The sequence below is a fragment of the Vibrio sp. JCM 18905 genome (assembly GCF_055393305.1).
Window position 1 is genome coordinate 874,411 of the sequence record NZ_AP043879.1, and the last position, 14,300, is coordinate 888,710.

At 40.3% G+C, this 14,300-nt stretch carries 14 protein-coding genes; 8 read left to right on the plus strand and 6 right to left on the minus strand.

From position 1 onward, the window contains the following. The first annotated feature begins 155 nt into the window (after positions 1 to 155). The gene (locus ACZ5ZC_RS12305; RefSeq protein WP_011079925.1) at positions 156 to 554 is read left to right on the plus strand and encodes a hypothetical protein; all 399 of its coding nucleotides are present in this window, start codon (positions 156 to 158) and stop codon (positions 552 to 554) included. Positions 555 to 721: 167 nt separating this feature from the next. Here the strand turns inward: ACZ5ZC_RS12305 and ACZ5ZC_RS12310 are convergent, their stop codons facing one another. Continuing rightward, the gene (locus ACZ5ZC_RS12310) at positions 722 to 871 is read right to left on the minus strand and encodes a hypothetical protein (RefSeq protein WP_182039303.1); all 150 of its coding nucleotides are present in this window, start codon (positions 869 to 871) and stop codon (positions 722 to 724) included. 75 nt (positions 872 to 946) lie between these two features. Here ACZ5ZC_RS12310 and ACZ5ZC_RS12315 point away from each other — a divergent pair, with 75 nt between their 5' ends. The 3 genes from ACZ5ZC_RS12315 to ACZ5ZC_RS12325 all read left to right on the plus strand — a co-directional run bounded on the left by ACZ5ZC_RS12315 (position 947) and on the right by ACZ5ZC_RS12325 (position 2,666). After that, the gene (locus ACZ5ZC_RS12315) at positions 947 to 1,312 is read left to right on the plus strand and encodes an elongation factor Ts (RefSeq protein WP_182039302.1); all 366 of its coding nucleotides are present in this window, start codon (positions 947 to 949) and stop codon (positions 1,310 to 1,312) included. Between the two features lie 74 nt (positions 1,313 to 1,386). Further along, a complete protein-coding gene (locus tag ACZ5ZC_RS12320; protein ID WP_053809115.1) occupies positions 1,387 to 1,593 on the plus strand; it encodes a hypothetical protein in 207 nt (68 codons plus the stop codon). Between the two features lie 398 nt (positions 1,594 to 1,991). Further along, entirely contained in the window at positions 1,992 to 2,666 is a 675-nt protein-coding gene (locus tag ACZ5ZC_RS12325; RefSeq protein ID WP_053809114.1) for a DNA-methyltransferase, read from the plus strand. A 38-nt stretch (positions 2,667 to 2,704) separates the two neighbouring features. Here ACZ5ZC_RS12325 and ACZ5ZC_RS12330 read toward each other — a convergent pair whose 3' ends face one another. The 3 genes from ACZ5ZC_RS12330 to ACZ5ZC_RS12340 all read right to left on the minus strand — a co-directional run bounded on the left by ACZ5ZC_RS12330 (position 2,705) and on the right by ACZ5ZC_RS12340 (position 7,500). Beyond that, entirely contained in the window at positions 2,705 to 4,054 is a 1,350-nt protein-coding gene (locus ACZ5ZC_RS12330) for a hypothetical protein (protein ID WP_395204231.1), read from the minus strand. Positions 4,055 to 4,633: 579 nt separating this feature from the next. Further along, positions 4,634 to 7,078 carry an EcoAI/FtnUII family type I restriction enzme subunit R gene (gene hsdR, locus ACZ5ZC_RS12335; protein WP_395204232.1) on the minus strand — a complete coding sequence of 815 codons (2,445 nt, stop codon included), beginning with the start codon at positions 7,076 to 7,078 and terminating at the stop codon, positions 4,634 to 4,636. A 191-nt stretch (positions 7,079 to 7,269) separates the two neighbouring features. Next, positions 7,270 to 7,500 carry a helix-turn-helix domain-containing protein gene (locus tag ACZ5ZC_RS12340; protein ID WP_045589056.1) on the minus strand — a complete coding sequence of 77 codons (231 nt, stop codon included), beginning with the start codon at positions 7,498 to 7,500 and terminating at the stop codon, positions 7,270 to 7,272. Positions 7,501 to 7,649: 149 nt separating this feature from the next. Between ACZ5ZC_RS12340 and ACZ5ZC_RS12345 the strand changes: the two genes are divergently transcribed. Further along, positions 7,650 to 8,159, plus strand: a complete 510-nt coding sequence (locus ACZ5ZC_RS12345; protein WP_225458944.1) for a DNA repair protein — start codon at positions 7,650 to 7,652, stop codon at positions 8,157 to 8,159. Between the two features lie 542 nt (positions 8,160 to 8,701). Here the strand turns inward: ACZ5ZC_RS12345 and ACZ5ZC_RS12350 are convergent. After that, positions 8,702 to 9,493 carry a hypothetical protein gene (locus ACZ5ZC_RS12350; protein ID WP_053809112.1) on the minus strand — a complete coding sequence of 264 codons (792 nt, stop codon included), beginning with the start codon at positions 9,491 to 9,493 and terminating at the stop codon, positions 8,702 to 8,704. 13 nt (positions 9,494 to 9,506) lie between these two features. Continuing rightward, complete coding sequence (locus ACZ5ZC_RS12355; RefSeq protein WP_072603478.1) at positions 9,507 to 9,698, minus strand: helix-turn-helix transcriptional regulator; 192 nt, start codon at positions 9,696 to 9,698, stop codon at positions 9,507 to 9,509. A 105-nt stretch (positions 9,699 to 9,803) separates the two neighbouring features. On the opposite strand from ACZ5ZC_RS12355, the gene ACZ5ZC_RS12360 reads away from it, so the two are divergent. The 3 genes from ACZ5ZC_RS12360 (at position 9,804) to ACZ5ZC_RS12370 (ending at position 14,140) form a co-directional block, all read left to right on the plus strand. After that, positions 9,804 to 10,988 carry a helix-turn-helix domain-containing protein gene (locus ACZ5ZC_RS12360; RefSeq protein ID WP_053809111.1) on the plus strand — a complete coding sequence of 395 codons (1,185 nt, stop codon included), beginning with the start codon at positions 9,804 to 9,806 and terminating at the stop codon, positions 10,986 to 10,988. 1,148 nt (positions 10,989 to 12,136) lie between these two features. Beyond that, entirely contained in the window at positions 12,137 to 13,402 is a 1,266-nt protein-coding gene (locus ACZ5ZC_RS12365; protein WP_053809110.1) for an SMODS domain-containing nucleotidyltransferase, read from the plus strand. A gap of 12 nt (positions 13,403 to 13,414) precedes the next feature. Beyond that, the gene (locus tag ACZ5ZC_RS12370; RefSeq protein WP_418097607.1) at positions 13,415 to 14,140 is read left to right on the plus strand and encodes an SLATT domain-containing protein; all 726 of its coding nucleotides are present in this window, start codon (positions 13,415 to 13,417) and stop codon (positions 14,138 to 14,140) included. Positions 14,141 to 14,300: the final 160 nt, after the last annotated feature.

Genomic DNA, 14,300 nt, shown 5'->3' on the forward strand with positions numbered 1-14,300 from the left:
ACTACTAACTGACTGAAAAAATTGAGGCAGATTATAGCAGAAATGGATCGAAGAAAATGAACTTATCGCTATGAAACTATGTTTGTAATTGTGGTTTAATAATGAATCAGTGATATAAATGAAACAATAAAAAATATAACCAGGTTGTCTAGAAAATGAAGGTTGAGTGTCCCCATTGTCACACTGACAATGTTATTGAATATGCAGAGAATATCTCGTGTGAGAAGTGTGAAAAAAGCTTCAAAGGCTTTAAATTTAGTAAACGGAAACTGGTGTCTGCCAGTACGGCATTGGTCGTGGGCGTGGTTGGTGGTTATAAGGTGAATGGTGCTTTTGATGAAGAGCGTTACCCATTAGAAGTAGAGTATGCCATCGTCGATACCTGCATAAACTCGTCAAAAAACATGGTGTCGGTGAGTTGGTATGAGAGTAAGCGAGAAACGTGTTTATGCGCTCTTTCACAAACGGAAAAGTCTGTGCCGTATTCCGATTACAAATCTGATCAAAACTTGTTTTTGAGTAACTTCAAGCTGAATGCAAGAAGTTGTTCATAATAGAAAAATGAGGCAGCTAGACTGCCTCATTTATATCTAATGTGCTTAGCGTTTAGGTGTGTTGCCACGACCTTTGCCTGAAGGCTTGCCAGTTGTGCTTGGGTAGTTTGGATTACCTTTCGGCGCAGTCTTTGGTGCAGAACTTGGTTTTGCCATGATGGTTACTCCTATTTACCTTGTTTTTGGTTGTTGGCAGCAGCGCGTTGAGCGCGAGCCGCGAATGAATCTTTAGAGACTTGTCCGCCATTTTGTTGTGCTTGATTCGCTTGAATACGAGCAGCGGCTTCAGGGGTCATTGGTGCTTTGTTTTTAGACATAAGATTTTCCTTTTCGTTAATTGAATGCTTGTCTCCGCTGAGACCATTGCATAGTAACTAGTAAGGTTGGGACAAATGGGGACAGCCCAAAAACAAAATCAAATTCGAACCATGTTGGATGCCTTAGGCTGGAGCCATAAGCAACTGGCCGATGTTCTTTACGAAGAACTTCAGTGTTCTGAATATGAAGACATAGAAGATGCTTCCCCTGACGAAATTCGTAAGTTCAGAGAGGCTCTCAAGAAGCATTTGCAAAGAGAATCAACACCAGAGAGTCGGCTAGAACAGTATGTGAAAATCATTTCGGAACATCCAGATTTTGTTGCATTGGGGTTGGATGTCGTGGTTCCAAAATACGTTAACCATAGATGCTTGAATGAGGATTCGCTTGTAGGGTTAGCAGAGATATCCAGTTGGCTGGATGAAGATAAGAGCCGTTAAAGACGGATGCGTTTGACGTAGAATTATTCTTTCTGACTTTACTAATAAATTATCGTTATTAAGAGGAGCGCAGGATGTACAAGGGGCATTGGTATGATGTTGTAGGGAAAGAGAGGACAGATCTCCGAGCAATGAGTCTCGACTTCGACTCATTAAAGTCGGCTGTCGATGAAGCAATGAGCGTTTTGCCTGATACACGATTGATCGTAATTAATGAGAATTTAGACTGGGGTCTTATCTCTATCGAGGAAACCAAGCGGATGCTAATTTGTAAGGACTAGAAAGTTACCTTGCTATGCAGCTAAAACGAACTTTGTTGCTTTCCTCACTGTTTGATTTATAAGCAGCCCGTATCATAAAGCGTCTATGATACTTAAAGAGGTGCTTTGCATGACTTGCAGTTGTTGTAACAAACGTTTGAACGTAGGAATGATACACAAGAGAGATCCCCACACGGGCCAAAAATTTAAGTCCTGCCCCCATTGCTCTGATGCAAATGGAGGAGAGCATGTTTTTCATCCCTATCCATCGTCCTTTGGCAAAACTCCTGCTAGAGTGACGGCTAGGAACCCCGAAGGCTACCAGAGCTACTGTATCGATTGTCGCCGTCTAAATAAAGGTGAGCTATCTCATACATATATGAATGGAAAAACGTGCAGTAGTCTTGTTTAGGAATCGAATGAATTTATCCCAAGATGATGCAGTAAACTGGCTATCAATGCTCGATTCTGCGAGCGTTGATTTGCTAATAACAGATCCACCTTATGAATCTCTAGAGAAACACCGAAAGATCGGTACGACAACAAGACTTAAAGTCAGTAAGTCCTCAAGCAATCAATGGTTTGAGATATTCCCAAATGCAAGATTTGAAGAGCTACTACACGAAGTTTATCGTGTGCTCAAAAAGAATGCACATTTCTACCTTTTCTGCGATCAAGAAACGATGTTCGTCATTAAACCGATTGCGGAAAAAGTAGGCTTTAAATTCTGGAAACCAATTATCTGGGACAAGGTTAGTATTGGTATGGGTTACCATTACCGTGCTCGACACGAATACATACTGTTTTTTGAAAAGGGCAAGAGGAAGCTTAATGATTTGAGCATACCTGACATACTGACTCATAAACGGGTCTATAGAGGGTATCCAACTGAAAAGCCAGTAAGTCTCTTGGAAGTTTTGGTCGCTCAAAGTAGCAGAGAAGGCGAGCTAGTTGTTGATCCGTTTTTTGGCTCTGGCTCGACCTTGGTTGCAGCTAAGAACTTGAATCGTCAGTGCAAAGGAAACGATATTTCCTCGTCTGCCCATGAACATATTCGTCAGCGTATGAAGTTTCATAAGAGATCGCTAAGCTAAGCCATTGAAAGGCTGTATTTTGGTGTGCTCTATCTGTGTTAATAAGTGTCATAAAAGTTTCTTTTACCAATCTTCTTGAATATATCTTTGTATATTTTTTTGAAAGAAGGCTGATTGCACAGATGGCTACTACTGAAACTCTTATTGATAGCTATAACTTCAGAGTCACTTCTTTTAGATAACCATTTTATAATTTTCAATTTTTTACGGCGTAATACAAGTGTGCGTACGAGGAGTAAAGAAATGATCGCATACAGCAAAGGTAGGAAAATTATGTGGATTAATAAATCGCTAGGGTTTGTAAAATTTGAAGGGCTTAGACCACTTATATACTCTTCAATGGTCACATTTTGTTTAGTAGCTCTGGCGTATAATGTGTAAGTAATTACAGGTACAGACACTAGTGTGACGTTTCGCAAAGTTAACATTGAAGCGAAAGTCTTAAGGACAGTGTTAAGTCGTAAGTTCTCACTTGTCTGCCAAAAACTATGGAACATCTCAGAAAAGTCTTCAACAGCCCATTGTCCTCCATCAGGACTATCAATTTGCTGCTTCCATTCACCAAGATTTCGGCTGTCTTTGCTTAACATTTTCCCGCTAACAGCGCTTAAACATAAAAGTGATTCTTTACAGTAATTAAAAAGAACATTTAAGTGTTCAACTAAATCATGTTTGTATTGAGTTGATGCTATTCTCTTCTGCTCGTCAGATAACATAAAACTTAGCGTGGCATTAAGCTTGATGTCGTTATTCGTATCAAACTTTACATGTTTGCTCTCATCGATGTGAGCTTTTACGATTTCTGCAATTTTAATTAGAGGCTGGATGCAGCTAGTGTAGTCATCAAGGTTTTTTGAGTCTACTGATTGCTCAAGGGAAATCAGTATCTCACGTGAATCACTCATTGAAAGTAAAACAGGCCGAATAAAGTACAATCGATATATCATTTTCTTTCGAAACTCTTGGTATGCAGATTGTAATTTTTGCTCTTTATCTACCATTTCACTCAATGTGTTAATTAACAATTCTATTTCAATTGAGTTCATTTCGAAGATAGGCTTGTCAATGATGTTATCGACACTGTTTCTTAGAGAAGTGCTTGCTGTTGCGCAATCTACATAAAATGGCTCCAACTCCTTTATACTTTCATTAATAGTCATCAATGCGCTAGAGCGTACTTTTTCATCAACATCGCGCTTTATATTATCTTTATCTTCCTGCCGCTTTGTGTAAACCCAAGTTAGGGCAGTAGCGATGATTGTTATACTAGTTGCAACATCAAAACCAAATTGTATGCTGTCAGATATGTTTATCATAGATGTTGTTCCTTCCAGGCACTTTTCGCCAAGCAATGTAGTTAGTGTGCGTACAGCATGTCGATACTCCATCAACGTTATCAAAATGGCCTTTCGTACTCATTTGGATCAGACCGATAGTTGCACAAGTATTTCGTCTTGGATTGGATAAACACTGGATATAGCAAAATGCCTCAAACTGTATCTCATCTCGGGTCTTGGAGACTTTTTCTTCACACGCACGCTTTTTGTCTAATGTGCTGTAATTTAATGGAATTGACGTAACTTGCAAGGTGTAGATAAGCTTTAAAATTTGCACTGATTATAAATTGCTGCTCTATAACAATCGCCTGTTAATATTATGGTTTATGCCACGGAAATGTTATCTGGTATTGATAGGCTAACTGACTAACCCCAAAAGTTGGGATACCAATATCACTGCATTGTCTGTAAAGTCGTTAGGACTGGTGGTCTTATTGTGGCGGGAATGTTGATCTATCCAGTCCAATGTAGAGGTGTTAGGAGGCTTGTGAACTATAGGAATCACGTCTTTAAACATATTGTGTAGCTCTCTACAGTAGTATGTTGAAGACAGACAACTCCAACCATATGGAACCAGGTAACATCTAAAACATCTCTTGTGTATTTTTGTATTTAGCTGTGGTTCACGAGCTATGCCGATTGATAGATTTCCGACTCTAGTTCACTGATAGCTTCTAAATACTGCTCTTTACCACCAAAGCACTTTTTGACGATTTCAGCAGGGCGTCCCATCTCGTCAAAAGGCTTAACTTTGAGTACATGAATATTCTCAATCTCTTGAACGCCTTCGTCTGCGTACTTGTCTAGTAGGTTGCTCAACACCTGCTGAGCCGTTTCACCATACTTAGTGAAGTAGTTGCGCTTTTTGACATTCTCAGCACGTTCTTTCCTGGTGAGTGCAGGTTGGTCATACACGACATGACAAATCATGTCGAATGGGTCGAGGTCTTTGCCGACTTCTAGCTCTAACGCTTCCCAGATGATGCCTTCCTCTGCCAGTTCATCAATGATTGCTTGCTTTTTATCGGCATCTTGCCAGCGCTTAACAAAGTCATCCATCGAGGTGAACTGTTTTGCCATCGTCTTACGGGTATAGTCTTTGAACGATTCGGTTACGAGTTTACCGTCGGCATCGTAGTATTGAACACGTTCGGCAATGGCTTTCACCGTTACACCGTTGACATGGAACTTTCTAACTCGGTTTTCATCCTGCCAATCATCATCGGAATTGCTAGCACCTGAAGGAGATGAACTAGAGTCGTATGGAGCTTCTGGTTCTTGGATGCTTTCAGGGTCGATATCTTCCCCTTCAAATGGATCATCTTGTTCAAGTTCATCCTCACCATCGATGATCTCATCGAGTCCTTCATCGGTTTCAAAGTCTTCTGGTTTTGTCTCTTTAACTCGCTCAGGGACACCATCAAAGCGCTCATCAGCGAACAGTTCAGTCGCTTTTTTAAAGTCGAGAATGGTAAACCATAGCTTTCCGTAACGATCATCAATACGAGTACCACGACCGATGATCTGCTTAAACTTGGTCATCGACTGAATGCCCTGGTCAAGAACAACCAGTTTGCAAGTTTTTGCATCGACACCTGTTGTCATGAGTTCTGAGGTGGTCGCGATAACAGGGTAAGCCTTTTTGGGGTTGATGAAGTTATCAAGCTGAGCTTTGCCGATTTCATCATCACCTGTAATTTTCATTACGTATTTTTCATTCTTAGCAACTTGCTCAGGGTTGCAGTTGATTAGTGCTCGGCGCATACGCTCTGCGTGGTCAATGTCATTACAGAACACAATAGTCTTAGCCATCGGGTCGGTGCGCTTGAGGTAGCTGGTGATGGTCTGTGCAACAAGCTCTGTTCGCTCATCAATTACCATGGTTCTGTCGAAGTCTTTCTGGTTGTAGATCCTGTCTTCGATGACTTCACCATGCTTATCGACTTGCCCTTTGGTTGGTCGCCAACCTTGCAAATCAACATCAATATCTACACGCACAACTTTGTATGGTGCTAAGAAACCGTCTTCAATACCTTGCTTTAGAGAGTAGGTATAAATGGCGTCGCCAAAGTACTCGGTGTTAGACACGATGTCGGTTTCTTTTGGTGTCGCGGTTAACCCTATTTGAGTCGCAGAACCGAAATACTCAAGAATCTCGCGCCATGCGCTGTCTTCAGCGGCACTACCACGATGGCACTCGTCAACAACAATAAGGTCAAAGAAATCAGGATCGACCTGTTTATATGCTTTTTGGTGCTCTTCTGACCCTGTAAGAGCTTGATACAGAGCTAGGTGGATTTCGTAAGCGGGATCGACTGTTCGACCAGTGACTTTGGTCATAGCGGTGCCAAACGGCTGGAAGTCGTTGGTCTTGGTTTGATCGACCAGAATGTTTCTGTCCGCCAAAAACAGGATGCGTTTTTTGGCTCGGGACTTCCATAGTCGCCAAATAATCTGGAATGCAGTGTAAGTTTTGCCCGTACCCGTTGCCATAACCAAGAGTACACGGTTTTGTCCTGCTGCTACCGCTTCGACGGTTTTGTTTATCGCCTGTAGCTGATAGTAGCGCGGAGACTTACCGCTACCATCATCATGGTAATCTTGAGTAATGACTGGAAGGTGCTCGGTTTTGTAGCCTTTCCAAACGCAGTATTTGTCCCATAGTTGCTGAGGTGTTGGGAAGTCTTCAAATCGAATTTCTGTTTCGAGTTGAGCTGGGTTGGTTTTGTCGTGGAAGATAAAACCGTCGCCATTTGAGGCAAAGACAAAAGGGACTTCAAGTAAGTTGGCGTAGTCTAGTCCTTGTTGCATACCTTTGCCGACTTCATGCTTATTCGCTTTTGCTTCGACAACTGCTAGAGGCATGCTCGGTTTATGGTAAAGGACGATGTCCGCAGACTTAACCTTTTTCCTCGCTGCTGCCTGACCACGAACAATGACTTTACCGTCACGTAGTTTTACCTCTTGACGGATTTGAGACATATCATCCCATCCTGCACCTTTGATAGCGGGAAGAATGAATTTCGTGATGATGTCGGTTTCAGATAGCTTTGATTTATTTATTGTCGATTCCATGCGATTAGCCAGCCCAGTACAAATGCATTTCATGACTATACCAAAGGATGCATAAAAGCAGAAAAGATACTGACTTATCAGTGAAGTGGATGGTGTTTTTCTAAAATAGGCAAAGGAACTACACAGGTAGAAATCTACACTGCGAGAGCAGTGTAGTTGTTCGTGAAAAAGCTTAAAGGCTTAAGCTTCTCCTAATCCAGTAAGTCAGGTCGATCTTTGGGTAAAAGATCAGCCACCTCACAATCGAGAACTCGAGCTAGCTGATAAAGCTTTTCAACTGTGATTCTGACACCATCTTTCTCGACTTTACTTAGGTAGCTTCTGCTAAATCCCGCTTTTAAGCTTGCTTCGGTGCTTGATAAACCACATCTCTGTCTCTGAGCTGCAATGTTTTTTGATATTTCTTTTGCCAGATTGTTCATTTCTTATTCTTTTTCATTACTACTTTATCAAGTGTACATAACCCCATATTTATACGCTATCTAACAACTGATTGACTACATAATGTTGGTATAATATATTATACCAACATTTAGGTGACAGCAGGTATTCATGTATGAGAGTTGGGACAATGCAGTTATACAAAATCGGCCTAAAAAGCCTTAAGTCTTTTGAGACTGACGAATATTTTGACCTGTATAGCTACCAAGCACTGCTTAAACCGATGCTTGATGAGTATTACTGTACTGATGAACACATTGAGAGATTTAATAATCAGTCTTATCGAATTTTGAAAATACTCGAACAAGAAGAAAAGGTTGTGCGATTAAGTCCCCCTCGAATAAATAACGCTCAATTTGTTGCAATCGGAGGCACAAAAGTCACACAAGAAAAGCATAGAGTCGGCCAAGGGTATTTAGAGCCAGAGCCTGTTAGCGAAGAGCGACAATATCAAGATCAGTTAAATACCAAAATCGTTGAAATTAATGATCAAATAGTTGCTCACAAAGAACTGTTGGATTTGTTTCCTGCCCATGGCGAACATTTGAACAACGAAATAGAAAAGTTAGAGCGTGAAGTATTACTTACTGAATATAAAAAGGAAATTATGGGGAAGATTATTAATCAAGAGAAACGCTAAGCTTACATACACATAAGGGTGGTTCTTGACTTGTGGTCCGTACTTTAGGAACTAGAACCAGGTTCGGAATTGGACTCTCTTTGTAGTCATTCCCATGCGTGGGAATGAGCCTGCGGTTCGATAGTGATTTGTGAGGTGCTATGGGATCTTACTTTAGTTTTTGGGGTAATTTCCCAAAATTTCAATAGCTAAGCTTTGTTCGGCTGCAAACGCTTCGAGAATTGTGTCGATGATTTCGATGTAATGGGAATAGCGACAGAAAAACGAAACATGAGTCTTCTCGTTGTTAATGATAGCGCGAACATTGTTCAGTTCATGTTATTGTCCACATAACATTCACTTTTTTGATCGCACTTAATGGTATGTCGTGTGTTAAACTTCGTCCTAGGTAAAATATTCAATATTTCGCTTTGTCTATCTGTGGAGTAATGACTATAGATTTATGGCAGTATGGCATCGTGAATTCCTAAAACCTCAATCGAGCAAGGTAGCATATCCATTCCCACTAATGGGAATGGTTCATCGTGATGTAGAGTTAGTTTTTAGCTAGGGAGTTTTTCGTTGGTAGCTTTAGAAAACTCGCTGCGTTCTGCTAAACGCCCCTCCAAGTTGGCTTTCTTGATAAGCGTTTCTTGCAAGAGGGCAGCAGTTCGTTCTAGTTCTTTTCTCATGTTCTGATTTTCAGATTTAAGCTTCGCATTGTTGTCTTCCAAAATCGCATTTTCACGCTGTAAGGCAAATGAAGAGTCTGAACTGGCTTGCAAAGTTGAGGCTCTGTTTTCAAGTACGCTCACTTCGGTTTTTAAGCGCTCATTGTCGATCTTTAGTTCACTCAGTTGTCCTGGTAGTTCTTTCAGCTCATCAAGTTTGTCTTGAAGCTCTTCGACTAGCTCACTGGATTGTAATGCTTGTAGGCGTTTCTGTTCAGAACAGTGTTCAGCTATCTTTACTCGACTTTCTACAATACTAGCAATGTCACTCTCTACAGCTTGCCACAAAGCCGATATGTCGAGTTTTAGTGCAGTTTCTAGCGGGCTGGAAAACCACTGGGGAACTTCTCGATTATATCGATTCGCATTAGGTTGAGCAGAATCGAGTATTTGAAATGCTATTTGAGCTTTTACATACCTCCCACCAACGGCTGCTTGCAACTGTGCTGGGTTCTCAAAACATTTTCCTTCGGCCTTTGCAGCTTCGTAAGCGTCAAGCATCACGTCGAAGATAATGCCTTTATCGGGATCTTTGTTCGCGTTATGCATCTCTTGAATAAATTGCTGCTTAAGCTTGGTACGTAAGTCTGTAATGTAAGTACGTTCGTTAGTTTGTATGTTCATTCACTTACGCCTTTTAGTACGGTAGCTCTGTTGTTTGTTCTTCGAGCCATAATTCAATCGTCTCTCGTTTCCAGCCCACAATTCTCGGGCTGATTGCACGAGCTGCTGGGAGACGTCCTTCTTTGCGCCAGCGCCACACAGTCACTTTACTTATATTTAGGTACGTAGCTAAGTCGCTAACTCTTATAAAATTTCTATCTATCATTTTTATTATTCTCGTTTTTGTTTTTATGTTTCTGTTTGATGTAATCGTATGAAAACAAACGCAAGTGTTGTAGATTAAAGAAAAGACACAATAGGGTTTACACTGATGGATAAAGTGGCTGCGGTAGTACTTGAAAAGAAATTAGAGGAAAACCTTAAGAAACTAGAAGCACGATCTAAAACAGAAAACAAAAAGCTAACTCAAAAGAAAAGTCCAAAAGGTATCTCTGTTATCGAAGCATTTAATGTTGACTTAGAGTTAGAAGTTTCTGAAGTGCTAATGTTAAACCTCCGTTTTCTTAAGACTTTTGCGGATCGAAAGCCGACTACCATTAAAGAGTTCGTTCGATTTGTAGGAGGGTTGTCTGCATCAATCGATAAACTTATTAACTTCAGAACCCCTACATCGAATCTCTCACCAAAAGGATTACTTCAAGATCAAAATGATGAAGTTATCGAATACATTGATGTGATTGAGCAAATGCTCGTTAAAGCAAGGGGATTGACACCTCAAAGGCCGTCGTCAGACAAGGTTTCAAAAACATATTCAGCTTTGGCTTTGCCGTTTTGTGCTTTGTGTTACAAACGTGTAAACCAATCCTCTTACTTCTGTCGAGAACACCATTCTTCTCGAAATGCCTTAGCATATAAGAAAGCTACACGAAGGTTGGTTTCTGCTGTTTATCGATACTCCAACGACAAATCAGAGAAATGTAATCTGAATGATTATAAGAGAGGGGAACTGACACTTACAGCAGAACTACTATACCGATGGTTAGCTTTATTTTCAGTGCAACCTCGGATGGCAATTAGTCGGTTAAATCAAATGGATAAAACTGAACCTGATTGGACAGGTTACGCAAAAGTGATTTTAGAGTTTAGCAAAAGTTATTACCCAAAAGCCTATGAGATGATTAAAGATCTCGAAATTAATAGGGCTAGTTACGAAGATTGGATTGTCGAAATTGCTAGATCTTTAGGTGGAGAAATTGAAGGCAATTTATGGAGATTGAAAGATGCCGACATTTGGTTAGAAACATCTAGTAATATGCAAAAGTCGATGACGTTATTGAATTGTATTAGTAGATACGAAGCTTTTATGATTGTTTGTTCATTTCCAATTGAAACGGGAGTTATCAAAGGAACAAATATGGATATTGAGAAACGTGATCGTCTAAAAGCGTTACTTGAAGAAAGAAAAGTAAACCCCAACATAACAATGAATGAGATTGCGAAGACCCTGGGTATATCTCGCACTGCTGTTTATAAATTAAAAAATAAAATATGTTGATAATTGAGATTTAAATGGTGTTATTTTGTTAATGCATGCTATTAAAATAGCATGCTTATTCGTGACAGTATGTTATGAGTTAATATTATGATTTAGTACTCTTTCGGTATGATTTATTTATATTTAAAATAGGCTTTCAAATTTTATTGTCATACAAGGACCAAATTAAATCTACATTCCCTCAAAAAAATATGTTATAACTATTATGACTGTTATAACTATTATAACGGTTATAGCTTTAATATAAGGAGCAAGACCGAAAAATTAAAAACAAATGAGCAAAACTTGCTCTTGTTGATTTTTTTTCGTTGTCGCAGAGCGCAATTGCTGTGTCGCAAACGGCAGTTTTAGTGCTTCGTGTGACATTTTCTATTTGTTCGCACGTAGAGCAAACTTTCGTGCAGAGAGGTTTGTCTGCTTCGTCTGCAATGTGGTTTTTCGTGCATCAAAAAAATTTGCTTTGTGATTCAATGCTTTTTTCTGGATCGCTGTAGCGGTTTTATGCTTCCAGAAAGCCTTCATCCTGCCGATCGATTTGTATTGTTTTGGGGGATATAAAGGTTAAACTCAGGACTAAAATTTTCAGAACAGTGTTCAAACATAACTGATTTTTTCCATATTAAAAAAACAAAAAACAAAAAAACAAAAAACAAAATTTAACAGCGATTTTAGTTATAAATTTAAGAGAACAGTGTTCTTGAGAATACACTGATAACGATCTAATTTGGTATTAATCTCATTAGACGCCCTGGAGTACCGTTTTCCCCACCTGTTCAGAGTTACCCATCTATCTATTGGTGCAGAGTTAGCTAGGCTACAGAGCTTAGCTCTGTAGCTTTTCTATTAAGAGTGAACATTGCTCTACTTCGTTAGTTAGCCAATCTTAACCTAGGCTTGACCTAGTTTTTGGACAGAAATCATTTAGGGTCGATAGCCTAAATATCACGCACTCTATTAGTTTATTTATATTAACTAGGCAATCACTGCAATTAAAGGCGAATAGTCATTCAATAGACAAGGCCTTTACACCTTGCCTTTGACCTAGTTTAGCCCATCAGCAAATACTTCGGCTTACTCTAGCATACAGGTTGTTTTGTTTACTTATTACCCCCATTATTACATGGACTTAAATACAGGGAGAGTGACATATGACTGTAAGGCGGGATTTCAGTGTGTTTTTAGATAACTTGAAGATCAAGAGCAAAGACACAATTTCAAGTCGCTACGGAAGTATTACTAAGAACCTAAATGAAAAGTTTCGAGACTTAGAAAACGACAAGAAAAACTATAGTCTTCAAGCTGGCTCATATGGTCGCTACTCTGGAATCAATGGCATTTCTGACCTTGATATGCTCTACATACTTCCTCCTAGCGCTTGGACTACCTATCGCAAAGACCCATCGAAGGCTCTCGACCAAACCAAAGATGCAATAAAGAAAACGTATAATACAAGTAAAGTGAAGAAAGACCGCAACGTAGTAGTAGTTGAGATGCAAGACTTTACCTTTGAAGTAGTACCCGTATTCGAATGGCAGGGAGTATTCAAATACCCTGACACATATAATGGTGGTTCATGGCGGAAATGTGACACTCGTTCAGAGCTAAGAGCATTTAAAGAACTGAACGACAATCGCAAAGACAACCTGCGTAAGCTTGCGAAAATGATTCGTGCGTGGAAGGCTAGAAACGATATTCAGATGAGTGGCTTTCTAATCGATACCCTTTGCTACAACTTCTTCAAAGATAATACTAAATACGACAAGAGTAGCTTCGGCAGCTTTGACAAGATGGTAAAAGACTTTTTTCAATACCTTACCAAAGAGCCAAATAAAGCGTTCTACTATGCATTTGGCAGCAACTCCAAAGTCAGTGTGAAGAAAGCATTCCAAGCCGATGCGCAGAAAGCACTGGATAACGCAATTGAAGCGATTGAAGCAAGGGAGAATGGTTATGAGGACAAGTGTAACCAACGGTACAAGGCTATTTTTGGTACGAAGTTCCCTAATCGTGAAGCGAAACAAGTTTCAGCAGTGAATGAGGAGTTCATTGAGGAACTATTCGATATGGATATCACAAACCAAATTGTTATTGATTGTAACGTAAAAAGCGACCTGATAACTAAAATGTTGTCCTCACTAACCTTTGGCGGGGAGCGAATACAGCATCAATGGAAACTGCACTTCTTTGTGAAACAAACCGATATTGTTGGAGACTATGAAGTCAAGTGGAAGGTTCGCAACCGTGGGTGCGTCGCAGATAGGGACAAGAACCATCGCGGTCAAATCATAGATGATGATGGCAGCAAAACTCGTGATGAGACGGCAACTTTCTATGGTGATCATACAGTTGAGTGCTACGCTATGCGCAATAACACGGTGATAGCGCGACATGAAATCACAGTCCCAATTGCATAGGAACGAGCGTTTATGACGAAGCAAACAATAAAGAAGCAAGTGGCTAGAGAGTATTTCAATGTACTCTACAGCGCCAAGCTTCATTTTGCGTCATTAGATATCTGCGAAAAGTTACCGACGATTATTAGCATTATTTCGCTGTCCTTTGGTGTACTTGGTTTGGCATTTGCTGAGTTCAACAGCAAAGCTTTGGCTGTGCTGTTGCTCATTATAGGTATCATTGGAATCATTCTTAAACCTAGAGAGCTTCTGAAGGCGCAATATGAAGCTACAGGGGCTAGCCTGACTGATATTAGCAAGAAGCTAGAGCACATTTACTGTGAAGTTAACGAACAAGACGCAGCCTCGGTTACTAAAGCGAGAGCTGACCTTAGCCAAATGCAAGCAGAACATCGATCTGTTGAAACTATACCTCCTGTGCTGATGTCTTCATGGTATGCCCACTACAAGGTATTTTCTGAACATAATAGTGACTGGATGAGCGCTGAACTTGGCCTAAGCTGGCGTGACAAAGTTCCGCTTAGCTTGCGCCTTGTAGTTATTGGTAGCCTAGTAGCTGCTTTGCTCTGGGTAAATCCACTTTGCATCACAAGCAAGACTTGGGCATGGGTTAATAAGCCTTGTGTGGGATGCTGGCAAGAACAACCCGCATCGCAATTACCACAAGTTCAAGCCAGCAAAGTCACACCCGAACCAAAACCTGATGCTGACACGACAGATAGCGGAACGACTAACTAACAAGGTAAAGGATAAAGGTTAAAATACTTTAGTTAGTTTGCTCTAACGAGCTTTTGTCCCGAAGCTACTCATTCCACGCATAAACAGTTAGACAGAGCGTATGATTTATCATGCGTTACACTACTATTATTTGGAGTAATGCAAACCACTTTCGAAAGGC

Coding starts and splice junctions, on each gene's coding strand:
- ACZ5ZC_RS12365 (WP_053809110.1), top strand. CDS start 12,137: ATGACTGTAAGGCGGGATTTCAGTGTGTTTTTAGATAACTTGAAGATC.
- ACZ5ZC_RS12320 (WP_053809115.1), top strand. CDS start 1,387: ATGTACAAGGGGCATTGGTATGATGTTGTAGGGAAAGAGAGGACAGAT.
- ACZ5ZC_RS12325 (WP_053809114.1), top strand. CDS start 1,992: ATGAATTTATCCCAAGATGATGCAGTAAACTGGCTATCAATGCTCGAT.
- ACZ5ZC_RS12340 (WP_045589056.1), bottom strand. CDS start 7,500: ATGAACAATCTGGCAAAAGAAATATCAAAAAACATTGCAGCTCAGAGA.
- ACZ5ZC_RS12310 (WP_182039303.1), bottom strand. CDS start 871: ATGTCTAAAAACAAAGCACCAATGACCCCTGAAGCCGCTGCTCGTATT.
- ACZ5ZC_RS12305 (WP_011079925.1), top strand. CDS start 156: ATGAAGGTTGAGTGTCCCCATTGTCACACTGACAATGTTATTGAATAT.
- ACZ5ZC_RS12330 (WP_395204231.1), bottom strand. CDS start 4,054: ATGGAGTATCGACATGCTGTACGCACACTAACTACATTGCTTGGCGAA.
- ACZ5ZC_RS12315 (WP_182039302.1), top strand. CDS start 947: ATGGGGACAGCCCAAAAACAAAATCAAATTCGAACCATGTTGGATGCC.
- ACZ5ZC_RS12350 (WP_053809112.1), bottom strand. CDS start 9,493: ATGAACATACAAACTAACGAACGTACTTACATTACAGACTTACGTACC.
- ACZ5ZC_RS12360 (WP_053809111.1), top strand. CDS start 9,804: ATGGATAAAGTGGCTGCGGTAGTACTTGAAAAGAAATTAGAGGAAAAC.
- ACZ5ZC_RS12355 (WP_072603478.1), bottom strand. CDS start 9,698: ATGATAGATAGAAATTTTATAAGAGTTAGCGACTTAGCTACGTACCTA.
- ACZ5ZC_RS12370 (WP_418097607.1), top strand. CDS start 13,415: ATGACGAAGCAAACAATAAAGAAGCAAGTGGCTAGAGAGTATTTCAAT.
- ACZ5ZC_RS12345 (WP_225458944.1), top strand. CDS start 7,650: ATGCAGTTATACAAAATCGGCCTAAAAAGCCTTAAGTCTTTTGAGACT.
- hsdR (WP_395204232.1), bottom strand. CDS start 7,078: ATGGAATCGACAATAAATAAATCAAAGCTATCTGAAACCGACATCATC.